The 23,190-nt window shown below is 40.3% G+C and carries 23 protein-coding genes and 1 tRNA gene; 13 read left to right on the top strand and 11 right to left on the bottom strand.

The genetic code is table 11. From position 1 onward, the window contains the following. The first annotated feature begins 11 nt into the window (after window positions 1-11). Together QZ379_RS05595 and QZ379_RS05590 are read left to right on the top strand one after the other, a co-directional pair. A complete protein-coding gene (locus QZ379_RS05595; protein WP_291560263.1) occupies window positions 12-1,172 on the top strand; it encodes a Wadjet anti-phage system protein JetD domain-containing protein in 1,161 nt (386 codons plus the stop codon). Between the two features lie 16 nt (window positions 1,173-1,188). Further along, window positions 1,189-1,494, top strand: a complete 306-nt coding sequence (locus QZ379_RS05590) for a GNAT family N-acetyltransferase (protein WP_291560256.1) — start codon at window positions 1,189-1,191, stop codon at window positions 1,492-1,494. Between the two features lie 130 nt (window positions 1,495-1,624). Here the strand turns inward: QZ379_RS05590 and QZ379_RS12745 are convergent, their stop codons facing one another. Continuing rightward, a complete protein-coding gene (locus tag QZ379_RS12745; protein ID WP_366933571.1) occupies window positions 1,625-1,813 on the bottom strand; it encodes a DUF6722 family protein in 189 nt (62 codons plus the stop codon). A gap of 71 nt (window positions 1,814-1,884) precedes the next feature. Then, on the bottom strand, window positions 1,885-3,687 hold the full coding sequence (locus QZ379_RS05585) for a MutS family DNA mismatch repair protein (protein ID WP_291560246.1): 1,803 nt from the start codon (window positions 3,685-3,687) through the stop codon (window positions 1,885-1,887). Between the two features lie 109 nt (window positions 3,688-3,796). Here QZ379_RS05585 and QZ379_RS05580 point away from each other — a divergent pair, with 109 nt between their 5' ends. After that, window positions 3,797-4,357, top strand: coding sequence for a methylated-DNA--[protein]-cysteine S-methyltransferase (locus QZ379_RS05580; RefSeq protein ID WP_291560235.1), 561 nt, complete (start codon window positions 3,797-3,799; stop codon window positions 4,355-4,357). Window positions 4,358-4,388: 31 nt separating this feature from the next. Here the strand turns inward: QZ379_RS05580 and QZ379_RS05575 are convergent. Next, window positions 4,389-4,463, bottom strand: a tRNA-Pro gene (locus tag QZ379_RS05575). Window positions 4,464-4,547: 84 nt separating this feature from the next. Continuing rightward, window positions 4,548-5,612, bottom strand: coding sequence for a 3-dehydroquinate synthase (gene aroB, locus QZ379_RS05570; RefSeq protein WP_291560229.1), 1,065 nt, complete (start codon window positions 5,610-5,612; stop codon window positions 4,548-4,550). Between the two features lie 111 nt (window positions 5,613-5,723). On the opposite strand from aroB, the gene QZ379_RS05565 reads away from it, so the two are divergent. From QZ379_RS05565 to cls, 3 genes are all read left to right on the top strand, one after another. Further along, window positions 5,724-6,137, top strand: coding sequence for a hypothetical protein (locus tag QZ379_RS05565; RefSeq protein ID WP_291560224.1), 414 nt, complete (start codon window positions 5,724-5,726; stop codon window positions 6,135-6,137). Between the two features lie 93 nt (window positions 6,138-6,230). Beyond that, window positions 6,231-9,116 carry a TonB-dependent receptor gene (locus QZ379_RS05560; RefSeq protein ID WP_291560220.1) on the top strand — a complete coding sequence of 962 codons (2,886 nt, stop codon included), beginning with the start codon at window positions 6,231-6,233 and terminating at the stop codon, window positions 9,114-9,116. Window positions 9,117-9,249: 133 nt separating this feature from the next. Then, on the top strand, window positions 9,250-10,704 hold the full coding sequence (cls, locus tag QZ379_RS05555) for a cardiolipin synthase (RefSeq protein ID WP_291560210.1): 1,455 nt from the start codon (window positions 9,250-9,252) through the stop codon (window positions 10,702-10,704). Here cls and QZ379_RS05550 read toward each other — a convergent pair. From QZ379_RS05550 to QZ379_RS05540, 3 genes are read right to left on the bottom strand one after another with little or no spacing between them, the layout of a single operon-like run. After that, complete coding sequence (locus QZ379_RS05550; RefSeq protein WP_291560204.1) at window positions 10,676-11,266, bottom strand: RsmD family RNA methyltransferase; 591 nt, start codon at window positions 11,264-11,266, stop codon at window positions 10,676-10,678. The two genes, cls and QZ379_RS05550, sit on opposite strands and share 29 nt — an antisense overlap. Then, window positions 11,257-12,075: a DUF3822 family protein gene (locus QZ379_RS05545; protein ID WP_291560194.1), complete on the bottom strand. Its 819-nt coding sequence runs from the start codon at window positions 12,073-12,075 to the stop codon at window positions 11,257-11,259. Before QZ379_RS05545 ends, QZ379_RS05550 begins: the two co-directional genes overlap by 10 nt. Window positions 12,076-12,084: 9 nt before the next feature. Next, window positions 12,085-12,771, bottom strand: coding sequence for a hypothetical protein (locus QZ379_RS05540; protein ID WP_291560187.1), 687 nt, complete (start codon window positions 12,769-12,771; stop codon window positions 12,085-12,087). 94 nt (window positions 12,772-12,865) lie between these two features. Between QZ379_RS05540 and QZ379_RS05535 the strand changes: the two genes are divergently transcribed. Beyond that, window positions 12,866-14,284, top strand: a complete 1,419-nt coding sequence (locus QZ379_RS05535; RefSeq protein ID WP_291560179.1) for an AAA family ATPase — start codon at window positions 12,866-12,868, stop codon at window positions 14,282-14,284. On the opposite strand, the gene QZ379_RS05530 is transcribed toward QZ379_RS05535, so the two are convergent. The 3 genes from QZ379_RS05530 to QZ379_RS05520 are packed head-to-tail and all read right to left on the bottom strand — an operon-like array spanning window position 14,256 to window position 16,708. Next, a complete protein-coding gene (locus QZ379_RS05530; protein ID WP_291560175.1) occupies window positions 14,256-15,569 on the bottom strand; it encodes an MATE family efflux transporter in 1,314 nt (437 codons plus the stop codon). The two genes, QZ379_RS05535 and QZ379_RS05530, sit on opposite strands and share 29 nt — an antisense overlap. An 11-nt stretch (window positions 15,570-15,580) precedes the next feature. Beyond that, on the bottom strand, window positions 15,581-16,318 hold the full coding sequence (locus QZ379_RS05525; RefSeq protein ID WP_291560169.1) for a biotin--[acetyl-CoA-carboxylase] ligase: 738 nt from the start codon (window positions 16,316-16,318) through the stop codon (window positions 15,581-15,583). Between the two features lie 24 nt (window positions 16,319-16,342). Continuing rightward, window positions 16,343-16,708, bottom strand: a complete 366-nt coding sequence (locus tag QZ379_RS05520) for a YraN family protein (protein WP_291560158.1) — start codon at window positions 16,706-16,708, stop codon at window positions 16,343-16,345. A gap of 73 nt (window positions 16,709-16,781) precedes the next feature. Between QZ379_RS05520 and QZ379_RS05515 the strand changes: the two genes are divergently transcribed. The 6 genes from QZ379_RS05515 (at window position 16,782) to QZ379_RS05490 (ending at window position 21,447) form a co-directional block, all read left to right on the top strand. Then, window positions 16,782-17,015, top strand: a complete 234-nt coding sequence (locus QZ379_RS05515; protein WP_291560154.1) for a hypothetical protein — start codon at window positions 16,782-16,784, stop codon at window positions 17,013-17,015. A gap of 3 nt (window positions 17,016-17,018) precedes the next feature. Beyond that, window positions 17,019-17,453 carry a nucleoside deaminase gene (locus QZ379_RS05510; RefSeq protein ID WP_291560150.1) on the top strand — a complete coding sequence of 145 codons (435 nt, stop codon included), beginning with the start codon at window positions 17,019-17,021 and terminating at the stop codon, window positions 17,451-17,453. A gap of 198 nt (window positions 17,454-17,651) precedes the next feature. Then, window positions 17,652-19,214 (top strand): ATP-binding protein, encoded by a 1,563-nt coding sequence (locus tag QZ379_RS05505; RefSeq protein ID WP_291560146.1) that lies wholly within the window; start codon window positions 17,652-17,654, stop codon window positions 19,212-19,214. A gap of 111 nt (window positions 19,215-19,325) precedes the next feature. Continuing rightward, the gene (locus QZ379_RS05500; protein WP_291560135.1) at window positions 19,326-19,919 is read left to right on the top strand and encodes a TetR/AcrR family transcriptional regulator; all 594 of its coding nucleotides are present in this window, start codon (window positions 19,326-19,328) and stop codon (window positions 19,917-19,919) included. A gap of 33 nt (window positions 19,920-19,952) precedes the next feature. After that, window positions 19,953-20,699 carry a 3-oxoacyl-[acyl-carrier-protein] reductase gene (gene fabG / locus QZ379_RS05495; protein ID WP_291560129.1) on the top strand — a complete coding sequence of 249 codons (747 nt, stop codon included), beginning with the start codon at window positions 19,953-19,955 and terminating at the stop codon, window positions 20,697-20,699. 79 nt (window positions 20,700-20,778) lie between these two features. Next, window positions 20,779-21,447 (top strand): RluA family pseudouridine synthase, encoded by a 669-nt coding sequence (locus QZ379_RS05490; RefSeq protein WP_291560115.1) that lies wholly within the window; start codon window positions 20,779-20,781, stop codon window positions 21,445-21,447. A gap of 322 nt (window positions 21,448-21,769) precedes the next feature. Here QZ379_RS05490 and QZ379_RS05485 read toward each other — a convergent pair whose 3' ends face one another. After that, a complete protein-coding gene (locus QZ379_RS05485; RefSeq protein ID WP_291560106.1) occupies window positions 21,770-23,134 on the bottom strand; it encodes a sigma-54 dependent transcriptional regulator in 1,365 nt (454 codons plus the stop codon). Window positions 23,135-23,190 lie beyond the last annotated feature (56 nt).

Below are 23,190 nucleotides of genomic sequence, written 5' to 3'. Positions count from 1 at the left end.
CTATATAGCCTATGGTAACTCCTGAAGAAATTAGAAAGAAAGCACTGGCCAAATATTCTTCCTTTCTGAAATATGAGTTTATCTCTAAGGAAGAGGAGTTTCTCCCACTTGTGATAAGATGTGACAAGTCGATTGATTTTGTATCATTGAAAGAACTTGAAAAAGGAATGACAAGTTTGTTTTTAGCTTCTAAAAAGAATAAAGGTTACGGATATGATTATAAAGAAGTAGAGCGAAACACGAAGCTTTTCGGAAAGCAAAGTGTCCCTCTCAAAGTATTTTTCGTTACTGAGTCTGATTTCCTTAAGTTTATCGGAATGGATGAACACACAGATACGTTCCGTAAAGTTATGGAAATTACTGTTCAGGAGTTTCCTGAGCTTAGAGAAACATTGGTGAAACATCATTCCTTGGCGGTAAAATATCTTGACGAATGGGCGCAGATAATGAAGGTTTGCCGTTTCTTTCGTTTGAATCCAAAACCAGATAAGTTTGTCAGAGAACTGAATATAGGTGTGCATACCAAGTTTGTGGAGGGAAGTAAGGATATTTTACGTCCTTTGCTTGACGTGATAGTGGGAGATGATGTGAATACTGAAGCCAAGACATTTTTCGGCCGTTTTAATCTGAAGGAAGGTGACCCGGAAGTTGCTTTCCGCATAACAGACAGTGAACTGTGTATGAGGTATATGTCAGGTTTTACTTATAATAAAGTGTTTGTGTGTGAGTTTGCACGTTTCAATATTCCGGTAAGGAATGTAATAATTGTGGAGAACAAGCATAACATGACAAAGGTGATTGAGCTTATCCAGGAAATGAAAGATACGCTTGTAGTATGGGGATGCGGATATCAGGCAACAGTACTGAAGGATGTGGCATGGCTCAATGATGTCAATCTTTATTACTGGGGAGACATTGATGCACAGGGGTATGAGATTATGGCAAACGTAAGAAAACATTTTCCTCACACTGTCAGTATTATGATGGATAGGGAAGCTCTGTCTGTTCATCCTGTATGTGTTAAGGGAACAGACAGCAGGATTAAAAAAACGCTTGAACTGTTGGGAGATGAAAATGAAATTTATAACTTTGTGAAAGAGGCCGGTCTCAGGTTCGAGCAGGAACTTCTGCCTGAGCGTTATGTGGAGAATTGCCTCACAAGGTTAATCTGACTAAAATTTATAGCTTATGGAAATTGTACACGACGAAGCAAAGAAACAGTTTAAGGTAGAAGTGGACGGTTATACCGCTCACGTAGCTTATCAGCTGACTGAAGATGGTGGTCTTGATATCCGACACACCATAGTGCCGGAAGAAATAGGCGGACGCGGAATAGCATCAGCACTTGTAAAGGCGGCATACGATTATGCACGCTGCAAATGTCTGAAACCGATAGCTACATGTGCATATGCCGTAGTATGGTTACAGCGTCATCCGGAATATCAGGGCGATGTTAGTTGTGATTATGGTGGTAAGGGTACTTGCGCAGTCTGAATGATTGCGCAATATAATGTTTAAATCATATGGTTTGATTTTAACCATTTCTTTCCCGGAGGTGTAAGACACCATATCAGGAATATTACACAAGGTAGTCCTATGGCTGATAAAACAAATACTGCTTCCATTATTTTTCTTCCTTTTTATTACTTAATACTAAACCGGCTAAGAGTGTGGAGCAAGCTACTAATAAACCTAAGACATATATTAATAGTTTGCTTTCGCCCAAATCTTTAAATAAAGATGCTATTACTATACCTGTCAACACATATTTTGAAACATCTATAAGATAGGTTCCTAACTTCTCTTTCCATATATGTATTATATTTTAATATAAAGACAAAAATAAAAAACATCTGTCAACTTTGCAAATTCTTTGTAGAATAGTTAATTATCTTCTATTACAATACCCATCTTCTTCATCAGGAAGTACGCATTCATATTTTGGGCTATACCTTCACGCATTTTGTAACTGAAGTATAGCTCATTGTTTTTTATGTCAGCTTCAAAGCAGTAATTCCTTATCTGGTCAGGGAAGTATTTCACCAGTTCACCAAGCAGCAGGTCGTGAGTGGCTATTATACCGTTTGTCTTTAGAGTCATGAACTGGCGTATAAGGCTGAATGAGCCTTTCTGCTTGTCCGTAGAATTTGTTCCTTTAAGTATCTCGTCGAGGATGATAAACAGCTCCTCTCCATTATTAAGCATATCTATAATTCTTTTCAGACGTTTTAGTTCGGCAAAAAAATAAGATTCATTGTCGCTCAGTGAGTCTGATGTGCGCAGACTTGTTATCAGCTGTGCAGGATGGATTTTCATTCTTTTGCAGCATGATGGAGCACCTATACATGCCAGCAGATAGTTTACGCCTATTGTTCTTAGATATGTACTCTTTCCGGCCATATTTGCTCCGGTAATAATCAGAAAATATGGTCTTGATGGAATCAGAGCATTATTCTTTACACATTGTTCTTTAGGCATTAGCGGATGTCCGAGTTTTTCTGCATCATAACAGAAAGGAGTATCTGTAATTTCTGCGAACTGATAATCCGGATGATTGTATGCGAATGTACCCAATGAACAAAGAGCGTCTATTTCTCCAACAGCTTCCAGCCAACCGGATAGATATTTCCCATATCTGTCCTTCCATGCCTCAATGCGTATCATCTGGCGTAATTGGAAGAACATACTTCCTTCTAATATAACGTATAGAATCTGATTGTTTCGCAAGTCAAGTCTGTCCAGTTCCTTTGTAAGTGCATTCAGCGCATCGGCAGGTGATTTCCCGTCTATCTCCAGTCGTTTTACAAGATCTTTTATACCCTCTGCATTCCATTCTTCATTTTGTGCCAATGTTATCAGACGGGCGTATGTGCTTAGTGTTTTAAGCTTTTTGCCATACTCCTCCTGAAGTGCTGTCGCACGTTTTATAACACTGAAACTGAGTATCACGAATACGGAGAAAACCAGCCCGAACCATGACATGGATATTATATTGGCCAGTCCGCATACCAATAGTATTATGTTTACGGATGGTATCAGCCATAGCAGAATTCTTGCCCAAGTGGATTTAGTGAAAGAACTTTCTGTTGCGGCCCATTTTTGTATGTCGTTGTCATCACTGTCTGCACTTCTGTTTATCAGTCCTGTAATGGCAAATTTCAGTCTGAAATCATTTCTTGTAGAAAGATCTTTTATGCAATTCTGTCTGTTCTCTATATCTTTCTTTGTGCGTAGATGATTATTCATCCAGTCTGCCAAAGTCTTTTTTCCGATGTGTGTACAAGTACGGTTTATGGCTTGAAATAGCGATTTGCGACCAAATATGTCGAGGTCGAATGAATATAGATGTTTTGGATTGGAAAACTCTTTTCCATCGTCAAAAACAGAGTAGTCATTATCCAGTCCTTTCAGTTCCTTTTTCAGGATATCGGCCTTTACTTCAAGCCATTGTTTGCGCATGAAGAAACTGTTGTGCACCTTTATCATTATAAGAAAAGGAATAAGAGTACAGCAAACCCCGATTATGATAGTCTGCGCACTGTAACTCCATAAAGCGATGACTGTAGATATACAGCCTACGAAGAGAAGTATCCTTATAATACTTATGTATAATATGGTTTTGTTTACCTTGTTCAGATTCAGATTTGTGTCCGATAAATTTGTGTTATACCATTCCTGCGGTTTCATGATTCTTGTTTTTGTTTTGCTTGCGAAGATAATAAAGTTTTGAAACTCCGTTTGCTTTATGTAGTGAATTTCATTTATTTTGTGATGTAATATAAATCAAAGTTAAGAAATGAGGTTCAGAATAGAGAGAATGACGGAAGGTGAATACCGGAGTCTGAATATTGATTATGGATTTTACAATACTCCGGTAGGAGAACTTCTGGTGGCATCAACATCACGTGGTATTTGCTGCATAGAGTTTGCCGATGACCGGAATGAGGCTTTGCAACTGCTTTGCAAGAGGTTTGCAAAATCCTTTCAACAGATGTGCCGTACAGAATTCCATGATTTAGTCTTACGTTTTCTCTGTGAAGATGGACATCTGTTTTCAGATGAAATTGTCTTACATCTGTATGGTACGGATTTTCAGATAAATGTTTGGAGAGCCTTACTTGAAATTCCGCTTGGAGAAACTTCTACTTATAGTGAGGTGGCAATGGCTATAAATAATCCGCGTGCATTGCGTGCTGTCGGAACAGCAATAGGCAGAAATCCGGTAGCTTTGATTATTCCGTGTCATAGGGTATTGCGTTCCGATGGCGGAATTGGAGGATATTACTGGGGAATAGAGAAGAAGAAAATGCTTTTGGAGTGGGAGATTTGTTGTAGGAATAAAAAAATAAGAAGCTAAGCTTTTGACTTAACTCCTTGATAATCAGCTGTCGGGATGACAAGATTCGAACTTGCGACCACGCGCCCCCCAGACGCGTACTCTAACCGGGCTGAGCTACATCCCGAATGCAAATGCAAAGGTAGTGCTTTTTTTATAATTACCAAATAATTAAAGCCCTTGTTTGTTTGCGTCTGATAATAGAAAATGGTTATCCCATTGTTTCACAATAAAAGTCGAGACTTTCGAAAATTTCTTCTTTAGAAACAGTCTGGTTTATATTTATTTCTCCAATATTGCCCAGTAAAGTGAAATTTATAGAGTCTGACGATTCATTCTTTTTATCGTGTGTCATGAATTCATAAAGCTTTTCATAATCTTTGCATGAGAAATGAAGCTTTCCGTAATGTCCCTTAATGAAGGTTGTGGTTTTCCACAGTATGTCTTTAGGAAATCCGGATTTGATGTGTGAAAGGTATAGTTCACTTACCAATCCCCATGCTACTGCATATCCGTGCAAGGAAGGATGTTCACTCTGCAATGAGAAACTTTCGAGTGCATGACCTATGGTGTGTCCGAGATTTAAAGATTTCCTGATGCCTTTCTCGCAAGGGTCCTGTTCTACCACTTTCTCTTTTATGGCTACTGATTTTGCTATCATCTGCTGAAGCAAATCGTAATTTATATCATTGCAAAAATCGAATTTTATGAGTTCCTTCCAGTTTTCTTGATTGCTGATAAGTCCGTGTTTAAGCATTTCTGCATATCCTGACATAATATTTTCATTGTCAAGTGTTTTAAGGAACTCGCTGTCTATAATAACTTCTGATGCAGGGGCAAATGCTCCTATCTCATTTTTCAGTCCGTTGAAGTTGATGCCTGTTTTTCCTCCTACAGCTGCATCAACCATAGAGAGCAGTGTAGTTGGGATGTTAATGAAAGGAATACCTCTTTTAAAAGTTGCAGCCGCAAATCCTCCGAGGTCGGTAACCATTCCTCCACCTAGATTAATCATTAAAGAGTGTCTTGTAGCACCGCTGTTGCTCAGTTTGAGCCATACTGAAGACAGTGTCTCAAGAGTTTTGTTTATATCTTCTACACCTATAGTTATATGGGTGGCATTTTTAATAGCACTGATATTTTCTATTACAGGCAGACAATTCCTGTATGTATTATTGTCGGTAAGTATGAATAACTTATCATACTTGTGAGATGATATAACCTTTTCGAGGTCATTACATAAATTATTGCAGATTATAACTTCCTGTTTACTCATATTTGTACTGTTTTGTTGGCAAAAGTAGAAAAAAAGTTAGAAAGATACTTCTTTACGCTTACAAATAATTAATTTTGTATCTTGAAATTTAAACTAAATGATAAATAAAATATGAAAGGTCTTTTTCCAACTTCTTTCCGTATTCTTGGATATGCTCTTTTGGTGCTATCCGTTTTTGTTCCTATGCTGATGTATATGTTCGGTATGGTACAGACAGATTCAAGTCTTATTTTAGTTAAACTTGGTTCTAAATCTGTTATATGGATTTCTCTGTTCTTTATATTTTTTGCAAAGGCGGATGATGAAGATGAAGTGACATCCTCTCTTCGTGTCAAAGCCATGAAGTTTGCTCTGATAGTATTGGGGATATATTATCTCGTAGCCCTTGCCATTGCAGCAGTAGAATTGAATTATCAACGCGCTGATAATTCTATCGGTATTTTCTATATGGTAATGAATGTTATATGCTTTGAATTTTTGCAGCAAAAACTTAAAATAGAGAAAAGATTTAATAGAAAAAGCTAAAAAAACGAATCACTTTTAAACTTTTGCTTGATATTACTATCATATGCATATTGAAATTGATTTATTAAAGTATGGAATGATAGTTTTTTGACTATGAAAATTAGGGTTTTGTGTTTTTTGATAGGAGTATTTACTCCTTTGTTAATCTTCTCTCAGGGAAGAACTTCTAAGGGAACTGTTTCGGGGACGGTAGTAGATGCGGATGACAAAATGCCGGTCATGCAGGCTACAGTTCAAGTATTGTCGCCTAAAGACAGTACCATGATTACAGGAAATATCACAGATTTAGATGGAAAGTTTTCGCTAAGTGCCAAGTTCGGCAAGTATTTGCTTAAAGTCTCTTTCGTCGGTTATAAGCCTGTTTATAAGGATATTGAACTGACAAGACAGAAACCTAAGTTGGGAGTGGGCAGTATAGAACTGTCCTCTGATGCGATTATGCTTGAAGGAGCTGTAATTGTAGCTCAGGCACCTGAGGTTACAGCTGTGGCAGATACATTGGTCTATAATTCATCGGCATATCGCGTTCCTGAGGGTTCGGCTCTCGAAGAACTTGTAAAGAAACTGCCTGGCGCGGAAATTGATGATGATGGAAAGATAACCATTAACGGTAAGGAGATTACAAAAATCATGATAGACGGTAAGGAATTCTTTGCCGATGATCCTAATATTGCTCTGAAAAATCTTCCGGTTAATATAATTGACAAATTGCGTGCGTACGATAAACAGTCGGACATGGCCAAAGCTACAGGAATACAGGATGGTGAAGAGGAAACGGTGCTCGACCTGAGTGTAAAACCCGGTATGAATAAAGGATGGTTCGGTAATGCCGATGTGGCAGGAGGTACACACGACAGATATAGTGCAAAAGTGCTTGCCAATCATTTTTATGATGGTAAACAGTTTACGCTAATCGCTTCGTCCAATAATGTCAACGACAATGGATTTCCCGGTGGGGGAGGTGGAGGCGGTTGGAGACGCCAGAATGGTCTTAACACTATACACATGGCCGGATTCAACTTCGCTACTGAAACTGAGAAGTGGAAGAATAACGGTAGTGTAAATTTCAATCTGAAGAATTCTGACATCAGAAGCAAGACTGCATCCGAAACTTTCGTATCCAGTACTTCGAGTTCGTTTACAAATGCAAAGAATATGCAGGACAACAGAAATCTGAATCTTACTGCTGACTTCAGAATTGAATGGAATCCTGATATTACTACAATGGTACTTTTCCTTCCGAGAATCCAGTACGGAGACACTGATAATGGAACAAAATCGAACACTTATACCTTTAATCAGGATCCTGTGTATTCTACAGACGAACTTATAGACGCTGATGAACAGGACAAACTTACAGAACTTGTTCCTGAAGAGAATATAATAAATACAATCATCAGAAACAGTCTTTCGCGTTCCAATTCTTTCACTCACGGAGCCTCTTTGATGTATAACAAGCGTTTGGGTAAGACCGGCAGAAATATTACTCTTCGTGGATATTACAATTATACAGATAGTAAATCTGAACAGTTCTCTACATCCGAAACCAATTACTTCCAGAAATCACCGGAAGAACAGTTGGAGATTCTGAACCGTTATATCACTACTCCGACAAAGAGTTACAATTACAGTGCGAGACTATCTTACAGCGAGCCTATAAGGAAAAATATGTTCTTGCAGTTCAGCTATAATTTCCAGTATAAGAGAAATCAGTCTGACAATTCCACATACGATATGCCAAACGGATGGACTGTACCGCAGGGACTTGCCGGAAATACTGACGGTGTATATAATAATGACTTGAGTAAGAGTGCAGTATATGATTATTATAACCATCAGGTAGACTTGTCGTACAGATGGATTACAGAAAAGTCTCAATTTAATTTGGGAGTTTCTTTACAGCCTCAGCATACAGAACTTGATTATAAGAAAGGCGATTTGGATACAGTAAGTGTGCGTAAGGTCTTTAATTTTACTCCTACATTGGACTTCAGATATAAATTCTCCAAAACAAGCCAGTTGAGAATCGATTATCGCGGACGAAGCTCTCAACCAGGTATGACCGTTTTGCTGCCTATCGAGGATAATACAGACCCGCTTAACATAAAGCAGGGTAATCCTAATCTGAAGCCGGCTTTTACCAATACATTGCGTGTGCACTATAATACATTTAATGTTGATACTCAGAGAGGATGTATGAGCTATATATCATATAATAATACTCTGAACAGTATTAGCAACAGAAAAACCTATAACGAAACTACCGGTGGATACATTACAAGGCCTGAGAATATAAACGGCAACTGGAATATATTTGGAATGGTGGGTGGAAATATAGCTCTTAAGAACAAGAAATACACCATAAATACATTTACTACTACCAGATACAGCAATATGGTAAGCTATATCAGCAGTAAAGAAATAACTACAAATTCGGACAAGAATGTTACCAAACAGTTGAATTTGGGTGAAAGACTCAGAGGTACTTACAGGTCCGACTGGTGGGAAGTTTCTTTGAACGGTTCTATAAATTACATGCATTCCAGAAACAGCTACCAGGCGTCAAGCAATATGGACACTTATCAGTTCTCATATGGCGCAAGTACGAATATCAATCTGCCGTGGAATATGTCGATTTCTACAGACCTTTCGCAGAATTCAAGACGAGGCTACACCGATGAGTCTATGAACCGTGACGAACTGTTATGGAATGCCCAGATATCACAGAACTTCCTGAAAGGAAATGCTGCAACAGTCAGCATCCAGTTCTATGATATCCTTCAGAATCAGAGCAACATCAGCCGTGTGATATCAGCTGCTATGCGTTCCGATTCGGAATATAATGCCATCTACAGCTATTGTATGGTGCATTTTATTTATCGTCTTAATCTTTTCGGAGGAAAGCAGGGAGGACGTCCTATGGGAGGTCCTGGATTTGGTCCTCCGGGACACGGCCCTGGATTTGGCCACAGAAGATAACATAGTCATACAATACAGACTGCATATGTCATTTATCTGATGTATGCAGTTTTTTTATTACAATATACTGAAATCAGGCCCATAATAAAATAAAAAAACGTATATTTGTTTTTGACCTGAATGTAATATGATTATGAATGATATATTTTTTACTTTCTTTTATTTCACTTACGGGCTGCTGATATTCTCTACAGTGGTATTTGTTGTCCTTGACAATAGAAATCCGGTCAAGACTATGGCATGGATACTGCTCCTTCTTTTTTTGCCAGGTGTGGGACTGATTCTGTATTTTTTCCTTGGCAGAAGCAACAGACATGAAAGACTTATAAGCAGAAAAGGATATTCACGTCTTATTAAGCGCCCTATGGCTGAATATCAGTTGCAGGAATCGCTGAATATAGACTCAGGCAAATCCGTGATAATGTCACTGTTCAGAAATGTAAACGGCGCTCTCCCTTTTGAAGGAAACAGTGTGGAATTGTTTACGGACGCAAAATCAATGCTTCTCTCCTTGATAAAATCAATCCAATCAGCAAAGCATCATGTGCACATCGAGTTTTACATCTTTGAGGATGACCCTGTAGGCCGTTTGCTTAGAGATGTTCTTGTCGATAAGGCCAAAGAAGGGGTTAAGGTAAGAGTCCTGTATGACGATGTAGGCTGCTGGAAAGTAGACAAGGAATTCTATGAATATATGCTTTGCGAAGGTATAGAAGTCCAGGGTTTCCTTAAAGTAAGGTTTCCGGTTTTTACGTCGAAGGTAAACTATAGAAATCACAGGAAGATTGTAGTCATTGACGGAAAGATAGGTTATATAGGTGGTATGAATATAGCCAGCCGATATGTCTATGGCTTTGATTGGGGTATTTGGCGTGACACTCATGCCAAGATATCCGGTAAGGCCGTATATGGATTGCAGACAGCATTTCTGATTGACTGGTTTGCTGTGGAACGCTCATTGATTACCTCTCCGGAATATTTCCCGAAGTATATTGAAACAGAGAAATCAGATTTTATTGGTTCCAAAGTCGCTTCCTGCAGCTCTATAGCCCAGATTGTTACTTCAGACCCTGTTGGCAGATGGCGTGACATCATGCAGGGCTATGTAATGGCCATAAACAGTGCAAAGAGCTATGTTTATATTCAGACACCATATCTGTTGCCCACAGAGCCTGTTCTTACAGCTTTACAGACAGCGGCCCTCGCAGGAGTCGATGTCAGAATAATGATACCGAAGCGTGGCGATTCGTGGATAATACATAAAGGCACTATGTCATATATCGACGAAATGCTTGAGGCAGGAGTAAAGGTATATATGTACAAAAAAGGATTCCTGCATTCCAAACTTATGGTATCGGATGATGTAATATCCACAGTAGGTTCTACCAATATGGATTTCAGGAGCTTTGAACATAATTTTGAGGCCAATGCTTTCTTCTATGATAAAGAAACGGCATTGGCCATAAAGGAAATATTTTTGAAAGATATAAAGTCTTGTTTGTTGCTGACACCTAAAATATGGAACTCACGTTCAGTCAGCAGTAAGATAGCCGAATCTGTTATTCGTTTGTTTTCTCCTCTGCTGTAGTAAGTACGTCTTCTTCTTCTTTGGTATCTTTCCTGAAGAAGGAGAAGTTCACGCTGCCATAGTATCTGTGTTCTATAAAGTTTGGATGCGACTCAAAGCTCAAGTCTTTTCCATGCTCAAGAACAAACAGTCCGTCCTCTTTCAGCAAGCCAAATTTAAATATCATATCAGGGATTTCTGAAAGTCTTTCCAATGCATATGGTGGGTCGGCAAATATGAAATCAAATTTCTCGTTACATCTTTCTATGTACTTGAACACATCACCTTTCAGAACAAAACATTTGTCAGTCTTTACCTCTTTCATTATTTTGTTTATGAAAGAGAAGTGCTGCGGGTCTTTTTCTACAGAAATCACCTTGTCACAACCTCTTGAAACCAATTCTATACTTATGCTTCCTGTCCCTGCAAACAAATCCAACGCAGTAACACCATCTTCAAAATCAATATAATTGTTCAGTACGTTGAACAGATTTTCTTTGGCAAAGTCTGTTGTAGGACGTGCTTTGAAAGTGTGTGGTACGTCAAATCTTCTTCTTTTGTATATTCCGCTAATTACTCGCATAAAATTAATGATTGAATGTCAAATGGTATGTTGTCAGTTTCTTTTGTTTCCGAATCCTTAAGCTCACTGAGTGGATTGATGCCGTACAGGTTTTTTATGTACTTTTTCAGATATGGCATAATCTCTTTTCTTATTTCATCAAGCCCCGTTATGTAAAGCTCGTCCTTTTCCTGGTCAAATCCAAGCTGTTGCCATATATTGAGAATGAAATAATTTATATCATTCGATGAAGGTGATGAATAAGTGTTTACAATCTGAAGTTTACCTTTATCAAACCCTATGATGTCGATAGAGCCACGGTTAATGTTCGTATATAGCTTCTTTTCACTTCCCGTTTTGCTCTTTATTGTGAGATGTTCTATCTGCGGACTTACCGACGAAAAGAATCTTGCACCCGGAAACTGCTCGGACAGGAACACGTGTGTGAGCTTGTCCAATGAAAAGATTATAACAGAACTGCTGTTGCTCAATACATTGCATAACACGATTTCGTTCCTTCGTTCCCTGACGTTCTGATAAAAGATATAGTCCATGGATTCATCTTCAAATATATCCAATGGGACTATGGTATAGCGTGGGGAATGAACGAGGATGTTGATTTGTCTGTACTTCTGCTTAAGCTCTTCTGTGGCGGCAAGGAAAGACTTTACGTTTGCGGCCATCGAGCGTTGCGTATTTATAGGGAAAGTGCGGAAATACACGTCATTCCCTGTTGTTGGGTCATAGATAGAAAAAGAAAATCCATCCGTACTCAGACGGATGGATAATGAATATTGTTCTGTTTTATTAAAATCTAACTTATTGGTCATGAGGATTTATTATTCCCAGTTACCGGCATTGTTGTTTGGCTGTTCGATATCACCTACTCTCAAACCGCAGTACTTACCAAGTTTAGACTGCATATCTTTCAGGTTAGCAAGTTCCTGATTGTTGATACCTTTCAGATATACATCATATGCAACCTGTGCCTGGAACAAGTTAAGAGGAGCACCTGATTTCATAGTGTCTTTGCGGACTGCCATTTCGAATTTAGCACCGTTACCGTAAGGAACGTAGCAAAGTGAATCAGGGTTGAATCTCTTTTCGAAGATAGTGTCAAGTACAGCTACCCACATTGTGTCACGACGGAAGTCCTGTAATCCTTCTTTTTCAACTTCTTTATAGTTACCTGTTTTTTTAGCCTTGTTGATGATAGCCATAGCTTTCTTTTCAGTCATACCTGCTTCAAGCTGAGCATCTGTCAAAGCACCAACCTTAAGGATGAATGGAAGTTTTGCAGTTTTAACGAAGTCAATCAATGAATCGAAATCTGCAGTGTAAGCTCCCTGGTGCATACCACGGTATTCCTGCTGTGCCTTACGGATGTCGATAAGACGGGCAATGATTGCTTTTTCTCTTAAATCTCTTTCTTTGTCAAAGTTAATTGGACCCATAACACTGCCATAGCAGATGTAAATCAAACCTACAACGCAGGCTGCTAAAACAAGATTAATAACTGTTTTCATGATAATATTATTTTTTTAGTTTATATTCGTAGCGCAAAAATAGAATAAATAACTTGAACAACGTAAATATTACTCAATCTTTTTATCTACTTTTATGTTAAATAACTATTTAACGCAACAAATTAAGCGAAATTTTTGTTACCAACCAACAGAAGAGCAAGAAAAAGCTATGAAATGTATAGCAGATTTCTTGTCTGAGCCGAAAAATGATACTTTGTTATTACTAAAAGGATATGCCGGAACGGGTAAAACCACTTTGATAGGGGCAGTAGTGAAAACCTTGTCAGAGATGCGTGCCGGATATGTGCTTATGGCTTCCACAGGTAGGGCGGCAAAAGTCTTTTCGCATTATTCCGGCTTTCCGGCTTACACCATACATAAGAAAATTTACCGTCAGAAATCTTTTTCGAACGAGCTCGACAATTTTTCCCTGAACGATAATCTTCATAAAAACACATTATTTATAGTAGACGAAGCCTCTATGATTTCGAATGACGGTATTTCCGGTGCTGCTTTCGGAAGCGGAAGGCTTCTTGACGACCTGATAGAGTATGTATATGCAGGCCAGGGATGCCGCCTTCTGATAATAGGCGACGATGCACAGTTGCCGCCTGTAGGCGAAGACGAGAGCCCTGCCTTGTGCGCCGAAGTCCTGCGCGGCTACGGACTTGATGTCACTGAATGTATCCTAACGGAAGTTATCCGTTATTCCGGCAGAAACGGAATACTCACTAATGCTACTATGCTTCGCGACCGGATGGCTGCCGATGACATTTACGACCTTCCTCTTTTATCTCTGAAAGGTTATGAAGACATATCTTCCGTGCCCGGCAGTGAACTGATTGAGGCTATAAATTCATCCTACAATGAAGTAGGTATGGATGAAACTATGATAATATGCCGCTCCAATAAGAGAGCCTACCTATATAATAAAGGTATAAGAAATACAATCCTTTATCGGGAAGATGAACTTAATACGGGCGATATACTGATGATAGCCAAGAACAATTACCATTGGACGGCTGACTGCAAGGAAATGGACTTCATAGCCAACGGAGATATTGCAGTGGTACGCCGTGTACGCAGGACCCAGGAAATGTACGGATTCAGGTTTGCTGATGTAATACTGTCTTTTCCCGACCACAACGATATAGAGTTTGAGCTGAGGATATTGCTCGACACCCTCCATTCCGATTATCCTTCACTCTCGAGAGAAGACAGCGACCGCCTGTTCAATGCCGTAATGGAAGACTATTCGGACATAACCAACAAGCGTGAACGCATGAAGAAACTCAAGGAAGACAGCTTCTACAATGCCCTCCAGGTGAAATATGCTTATGCAGTGACATGCCATAAGGCACAGGGCGGACAGTGGAAAAGAATCTTTATCGACCAGGGATATATCACCGAAGATACCTTTACTCCCGATTACTACCGCTGGCTGTACACCGCACTTACCAGAGCAAGCGAGAAGCTATATCTTGTCAACTGGCCCGAAAGTCAGACTGAATAAGCCGGTAGGTGAGTGCGGCCTGTACGCTTCCCCTTACGAACAGATATATGATGAATGCCATCCATAGCGAATGATTCCCCATGGCACTGTCCGATATATAATATGTAAAGAAAAACGCAATCGAAGCCACGAATATCGAGCGCAGCATAATGCCGGTAGCCGTGGCTCCGATACATATTCCATCGAGTATGAAAGCCAGAAATCCGGCAAAAGGTATTGCAAGCACCCAGTAGTAATATTCAGATGAATTCCTTATCACATCCGTGTCGTCAGTGAGCAGTTGCAGGAAATCCTTTCCCCCTGCACTATATAATAAGGTGAAAAATACGGCTACCCCTGTTCCCCAGTAGAGCAGATGCCTTACAGTCCGGCGCAGAAGCACGTTGTTCCGGCTTCCCACGTGTTTGCCCACCAAAGCTTCTCCGGCATAAGCGAATCCGTCCATTATGTACGAGAATATGGTGAACAGCTGCATAAGCAGAGTGTTTACGGCCAGTGTAGTATCGCCGTATGCTGCCCCAGATGAAGTGAAGAATACAGTAACCGCCACTATACACAAAGTCCTGAAGAAAATATCCCTGTTAACCCTGAAGAACACCGACATACTGTTCCTGCTGAAGATATGTCCGGCAGATATATCCCAGTTATATTTCTTGGTGTATTTTAGTCCCAAAAGTATAGCCATCAGAAATCCGGCATATTGTGCAATCAGAGTACCGTATGCCACACCATCTATCTTCATTCCCATTCCCTTGACAAAGAAAAGGCTTGCAGCGATGTTTATTACGTTCTGTGTTATGGCTATGAACATCGGGTATCTGGAATTCTGCATACCTAAGAACCAGCCTGTGAAACTGTACAGTCCCAAGACAGCCGGAGCACCCCATATGCAGATATGGAAATATTCCGATGCGTACTTCTTTACCTCTTCGCTTGTGTCGATAAATAGAAAAGCCACACTGACAATCAGCGACTGTAATACTATAAGCACGGCTGCCAACAGTACGCTTATGCTCATAGAGCGTATCAGAATGTTTCTGCATTCATTGTCGCTTCCTCTGCCGTATGCCTGCGAGGTCATACCTCCGGTTCCCATTCTCAGGAAACCGAAAATCCAGTAAATCATATTGAACAGCATTCCTCCCACGGCTATGGCACCGATATATGCCACATTTCCCAAATGTCCGGTTATGGTGACATCCACCAGTCCTAATAGCGGCACAGTGATGTTCGATATTATTGATGGTATGGCTATCTGCAGTATTTCCCTGTTAGTCTGATTCATGTTTGAGTGTATTATATAATATATTCCACCTCCTTGAACAGATATTTCCTCACGTTTCCTTCCCTGTCCTTCAGTATAAAACGACCGTCTTTTTCTATATCCTCTATCGTGGCTTCGAACTCTCCGTTTTCATCTCTGTATCTGTGGAATCCCTCTTTTCTGTATATAGCGTCAAAATACTTTCTTCTGATACTCTCGCTGTCACCATTCTCATACATACGGTAGTAGCAGCTTGCATGTTCCATTATCTTGTGCAGAATGGTTTCCGCATCGTATTCCTGCCCCGTAATCTGTGACAGTGAAACAGGGTTTGGAGCGTTGCTCCTGAATACTTTCTGATTCAGGTTTACCCCTGTTCCGGAGATGGAACGCTCTATGTTCATGCCGCTCAAATCGTTCTCTATCAGCGTTCCGCAAATCTTCTTGTCCGTCCAGTAGATGTCGTTGGGCCATTTTATTCTGATTCCGTCTGTGTACTCCGACAGAGTGTCGAACAGTGCAAGAGCCGTAATTTGCAGCAGTATGAAGTGTTCTCTGGCAGGTAGCTCTTTCGGGAATACCACGAAGCTGAACAGAAGATTCTTTCCGTCTTCCGATTCCCATTTGTTTCCGCGCTGCCCTCTGCCGTCAGTCTGGAAGGACGAATATACCGATGTCAGATTTTCAGTAATACCTTTAGAGCAAATCTCTGCAAGGCTGACATTGGTTGATATAGTCTGTGGTATATATATAGGTTTAGGGTAATTCATTGTTTCTTTTTTTTATTATAAACTTCACCACACCGGTGATATAAATGCATCTTCAATATGTTTTATTCTGAAGTCACCATCATGGCCTGTGACAGATATTATGTCGAACCTTACATTCAGGTCAATCATATTCTTTTTTATATATACATCGGCTGCATTTATTATCCTTCTTATCTTCTTTTCGGATACGGTGTCCTCAGGTTCTCCGTACATATTGGTACTTCGCGTCCTTATTTCGGCAATAATAAGACAGTCGTCTTTCCTGGCTATAATGTCCAGTTCCAGCTTTCTCCATGTCCAGTTTCTTTCTAAAATATCATATCCCTTATCCTGAAGAAACCGGCAAGCCATGTCTTCTCCCGTTTTGCCTAAAGTATTATGTTGAGCCATTTTGTCATTTTTTGCAAAAATACTCATTTATTTTTTCTTAATTAACCGGAAGTAGATTAATTTTGCACTTCGAATGGTAGCAAAAGGTAAAACAAGAAAGAGAGTTCCGTCATCCGTTCCACCGCGCAAGCAGCGCATGGTATGTCTGATGAGCGACGAAGAAATCCGCATTGTAGAACGTTATCTTGAAAAATACAAGATTACAAACAAGGCGCGATGGCTTCGCGAGACCGTATTGACACATATCCATCAGCAACTTGACGATGATTATCCCACTCTTTTCAATGAACACGAAATGCGCAGATAGGTTATGGCAGACGATAAATTCTATATGAAGCAGGCACTTGCCGAGGCGGAACGTGCAGCAGAGAGGGGAGAGGTTCCTGTTGGGGCAGTAGTAGTTTGTCGCGACAGGATAATAGCCCGTTCGCATAACCTTACGGAAACTCTCAACGACGTTACAGCCCATGCCGAGATGCAGGCCATCACGGCTGCCGAGAATGCTTTGGGAGCGAAGTATCTTAATGACTGTACACTTTATGTCACAGTGGAACCATGTGTGATGTGTGCCGGAGCCATAGCATGGTCGCAGCTCGGACGCTTGGTTTATGGAACTTCCGACGAGAAACGCGGTTTCATGAAATATGCTCCCGATGCTCTTCATCCAAAGACAGTTGTACAGTCCGGCGTTATGGCCTATGAGTGCGGACAGTTTATGAAAGATTTCTTTAAAAAACGCAGATAAAAGTTCTGATAAAATAACCGATAAAAATACTTGTTTTAAAACGCCTCGTCGTTTTGACTTAAACGCTTCGTCGTTTGGGTTAAAATGACGAGGCGTTTTATTTAAAACTCTGAAAACTCTGTTTTCGCTTTGTATTTCACTCTGTTTGCACTATCTTTGTAAGTGACAATATAGTCCACTAATTTTTAATTCTCCATCATGAAATATCCTATAGGAATACAGAGTTTTGACCGTATAATAGAGGACGGTTTTGTATATGTCGATAAGACAGATATGATTTACAGCTTAGCGAAGGACGGTTCTATATATTTCCTCAGCCGTCCCCGCCGTTTCGGCAAGAGTCTTCTTGTGTCTACTCTTAAGAACTATTTCCTCGGCAGGAAGGAATTGTTCAAGGGATTGAAAATTGATGCTTTGGAGAAGGACTGGAAAGTATATCCTGTGTTTCATATCGATTTCAATGGTGGGGATTTTACTCAAAAAGGCGTTTTGCAGAGTTGGATTGACGGTTATGTTTCTTCATGGGAGCGCGAAATGGGGATTGATAGCGACAAAAGTCTTCCCACCGGATTGAGATTTATCGGTCTGCTGGAAGCTGCCCGTGAGAGAAGCGGTCTCCGTGCAGTGGTGTTGGTTGACGAGTACGACAAGCCAATCCTCGATGTATTGGATTATGACAAGGATTTGGAGGAGGAACACCGCAACATTCTGAAAGGGTTTTATTCCACTTTCAAGGGTGCTGATGAATATCTTCAGTTTGTCTTTCTGACGGGAGTGACGAAGTTCTCGCAGGTAAGTGTGTTCAGCGGCTTCAACCAGCCAAAGGATATAAGCATGCATGCCAAATATGAGACTCTTTGCGGTATCTCTCAGGAAGAATTGGAGGGCTATTTCAGGGAACCTATTGAGCTGATGGCTGATGAATACAGTTGTTCGTATGATGAAATGATGAATAAACTGAAATCGCAGTATGACGGTTATCATTTCAGCGACAGAATGACTGATGTGTATAATCCATTCAGTCTGCTCAATGCTTTTGATTCCGGCAGGATTTACGATTATTGGTTCAAGAGTGGTACTCCGACGTATCTTGTACGCCTGTTGTCGCACTCGAATGAGAATCTGAACGAGATAACCGGTAAGTTTTATTCTCCGGAGGAATTTATAGATTACAAGGCCAATGTCGAGCAGCCATTGCCTATGATATATCAAAGCGGATATCTGACGATAAAAGAGTTCGACATGGAAGATGGAACGTTTTTGCTTGATTTTCCAAACAACGAGGTCAAGCGCGGATTCCTTACTATAGTAGCTTCTTCTTATTTTGGAGATAGGGTTGAAACTGCATCATGGATACGGAAAACAGCATCACAACTTAAAAAAGGCGAGCTTGATGATTTCCGCACAGGTATGACTTCCTTCCTTGCAAGCATACCATATACTATGCGACGCAAGGAGAACGAACGTGAGAAGGAAAGGTATTTCCACTATACTTTTTATCTGATATTGCGCCTTATAAGTGTCTATACAGTCTATACGGAGAAAGTCCAAAGTAATGGTCGTGTAGACTGCATCGTGGAAACTCCGGATTATGTCTATATCTTCGAATTCAAGCTCGACGGAACGGCAGATGAGGCTCTGCGTCAGATAGAGGAGAAGGGGTATGCCCGTGAATATGAGTCTGGCAGCCGTAAACTGTATAAGATAGGTGCTGTATTCTCGTCCGAAACGGGGACTATAGATGAATGGAAGGTAGAATAAATTGCATATTGCACATTAATCTACAAAATTTACCATATATTTTGTATTATATGATTTAAAGATGTATTTTTGCACACAGGTACAGATGGTGTGCAATAGATTGAAGATAGTATGACAGTATTAAAGACCAGAGCCAAATTAGTGGATGTAGCCCGACAGCTTTTTGCCAAGAAAGGGGTTGAGGATACTACTATGAATGATATAGCTATTGCTTCCAAGAAGGGTCGTAGGACGCTTTATACTTATTTCAAGAGTAAGGAAGAAATATATATGGCTGTGGTTGAGGCTGAAATAGAAATGTTGTACGAAACACTCCACAAAGTGGCTCAGAAGGATATTTCGCCCGACAAAAAGATACTGGAACTGATATTCACACATCTGGAAACCACGAAGACTATCGTTTACAGAAACGGAACGTTGAGAGCCGATTTCTTTCGCGATATATGGAAGGTAGAAGCGGAGAGAAAGGATTTTGATATGAAAGAGGTCGCTCTTTTCAGAAAGATTCTTCAGGAAGGAAAAGATTTCGGAGTGTTCGACATAGATGACGTGGATATAACGGCTTCAATCCTGCATTTCTGCATAAAGGGTATAGAAGTTCCTTTTATCAGAGGGCAGATAGCCGAAGAACTTGATGATGAGACATCGTGGCGTTATGTGAAGAAAATTGTCTACGGAGCGCTTGGCTGCAAGGTAGAAGAATGATAAATGACAGTAATATTTAAAACTAAAATAATTATGGGATTATTAACTGGAAAAACTGCTATCGTTACTGGTGCTGCTCGTGGTATCGGTAAGGCTATAGCATTGAAGTTTGCTGCTGAAGGAGCAAACATTGCGTTTACTGACCTGGTAATCGATGAGAATGGTTTGAACACAGAAAAAGAAATTGCTGCTTTTGGAGTGAAGGTTAAAGGCTATGCTTCGAATGCTGCAAACTTTGAAGATACTGCAAAGGTGGTAGAACAGATTAAGGAAGAATTTGGTTCTATCGATATCCTTGTAAACAATGCCGGTATTACTAAGGACGGACTGATGATGCGTATGAGCGAAGCTCAGTGGGATGCTGTTATCGCTGTAAACTTGAAGTCTGCATTCAACTTTATCCATGCTTGTACTCCAATCATGATGCGTCAGAAGAGTGGTAACATCATCAACATGGCCTCTGTAGTAGGTGTACACGGAAATGCTGGTCAGTGCAACTACTCTGCTTCTAAGGCAGGTATGATTGGTTTGGCTAAGTCTATTGCTCAGGAACTTGGTTCTCGCGGTATCCGTGCCAATGCAATTGCTCCAGGTTTCATCATTACTGAAATGACTGCTCAGCTCTCTGACGAAGTTAAGGCTGAATGGAACAAACGTATTCCTTTGCGTCGTGGCGGTACTACTGAGGATGTTGCTAATACTGCATTGTATCTTGCTTCTGACTTGTCTGCATACGTTTCTGGACAGGTTATTCAGGTAGACGGTGGTATGAATATGTAATTTTCATATACGATACAGTTCGGGCACAGACTTCGTTGTATAATGAAATCTGTGCCTGATTTTTTATAAATACATTTCTATGACTGTAGTTTACGAAGACAATCATATAATAATAGTCAATAAGACTGCCTCGGAAATTGTTCAGGGCGATAAGACCGGGGATACACCGCTTTCTGAAACTGTAAAACAGTACTTGAAAGAGAAGTATAACAAGCCGGGAAATGTCTTTGTCGGTGTTACTCACAGATTGGACAGACCTGTAAGTGGACTGGTGGTGTTTGCCAAAACCAGTAAGGCTTTGAGTCGCTTGAACGATATGTTCAGAAACGGTGAGGTGGAGAAAACTTATTGGGCTGTTGTGAAAAATACTCCACCGACAGAAGAAGGTACTCTTGTGCATTATATGGTTAAGAATGAAAAGCAGAATAAGTCGTATGCCTATGATAAGGAGGTGAAAGGCTCAAAAAAGGCTGTTTTGGATTACAGGCTGATAGGCCATTCGCAGAATTATTTTCTTCTGGAGGTAAATCTTCACACAGGTCGTCATCATCAGATACGCTGCCAGTTGTCGAAGATGGGATGTCCCATTAAGGGTGATTTGAAATACGGATTCCAGCGCTCGAATCCGGATGGAAGTATTTGTCTGCATTCGCGCAGGGTGAAGTTTGTTCATCCGGTATCAAAAGAGATTATAGATGTAACAGCTGAATTGCCGTCCGGAAACTTGTGGGATGGATTCGGAATATGAAAAAAATAAAAGAGCATGCTTCACAGCGTGCTCTTTTCGTTTTTAACACATAGGCATCTTCATTATCATAAGATTGTAGTCTTTATATGTTTGTGAGATACAATCTCAGAAAATTTAATTCTATGGGGTTGGGTTTTGTGTGTTTAGCTTAGTTTTATCTAATTGTAAATCTTATTCGTTATTTATATTTGCAAAGGCCGTGCCATAAATAATGGATAGTGCTTATTCCGTTATGGCTCAGATGGTTATAAAAAATATTCCACAGTCAGGTTTGTTTCTGACTGTGGAATATTGTGTGGACGGTGTGGAAAATTTCCACACTTTATTGTGGAATGTCGTAATGTTTCAGCTTGTTGTAAAGCGTCTTTCTGTCTATACCGAGCAGTGTTGCGGCTTTCGATTTGTTGTTTCCGGTCTGTTTCAGTGCGTTTATTATAAGCTGTTTTTCTGTTTCTTCCTTGTTTAGTGAAGAACCTATAATGACCTGATTCTGATTGTCAGACTGCTTTTCGTTAAGTTCTTCGCCAAGTTCCAGTGGGGTGATGAATTCTCCTCTTGCCAAAAGAGTAGCTCTTTTTACAATGTTCTTTAGTTGTCTGAGGTTGCCGGGCCATTGGTATTCCTGAAGTATTTTACTTGCTTTGGCATCGAAACCTATCAGGTCTTTGTCAAGTTCCTTATTGGCCTGGTCTAAAAAGAAGTTGGCAAACAGAAGAATATCTTCCGGTCTTTCTTTCAGTGAAGGCATCCGTAGGGTAAATTCGTTTATTCTGTGATACAAATCTTCTCTGAATGTTCCTTTTGCTATACCTTCCTTGAGATTTTCGTTTGTAGCACATATCAGTCGTACGTCTACTTGTATCTCTTTTGTGGAACCGATTTTTCTAATTCTTCTTTCCTGAAGGGCACGGAGTAACTGTACCTGCACTTCATAGCTCAGGTTTCCTATTTCATCAAGGAACAGTGTACCGCCGTTTGCTTCTTCAAAAGCTCCAGTTTTATCTGTAAGCGCACCGGTAAATGAACCTTTCACGTGTCCGAAAAATTCCGAAGCTGCAAGGTCTTTAGGAATAGAACCGCAGTCGATGGCTATGAATGGCTTGTCGCATCGTTTGCTCAGTTGATGTATTCTGTGAGCCACATATTCTTTCCCTGTTCCGCTTGCACCGTTTATCAGGACTGACATCTGTGTGGGCGCTACTAAATTGACATAACTGTATAGTTGTCTGGCTGCTTCACTTTCTCCTTCCAGGAAGTTGTTGCTGTATTTTTCTTCGGATGTTTTCTTGACCGGAGCCTGCTTTTGCACTTTCCCGGCAGGGGATGATGATTCCAGAGCCTCATTTATCTTTTTTAGCAGTTCGTCCGGCTGTACCGGTTTCTTGATATAATCTGTTGCTCCAAGCTTCATGGCAGTCACTGCATTCTGAATCTCTCCGTAGCTTGTCATCATTATGAATGGAGTGTATATTTCAAGTTCTCTCATCCATGTGAGAAGCTGCAAGCCATCCTGGTCGGGAAGTCTCAGGTCTGACAATATCAGACTGAAATCCTTTGATGATATAAGTTTACGGGCCTTGGCACATGTGCCGGCTGTTTCCACATCAAAGCCTTTCTTGCCCAGCCATGTCTTTAGCATGGTAGAAAAAGTGAGGTCGTCTTCAACTATTAAAATTGACGGAATCATATATTGCAAATGTTTTTATTTTTACAAAGTTAATCTATAAATTTCATCCGTATGGC

It is taken from the genome of Bacteroides sp. (assembly GCF_019417265.1).
Taxonomy (GTDB): Bacteria; Bacteroidota; Bacteroidia; order Bacteroidales; family Bacteroidaceae; genus Phocaeicola.
Note: the sequence above shows the minus strand (reverse complement) of the source record. Positions and strands in the feature narration are given on the sequence as shown.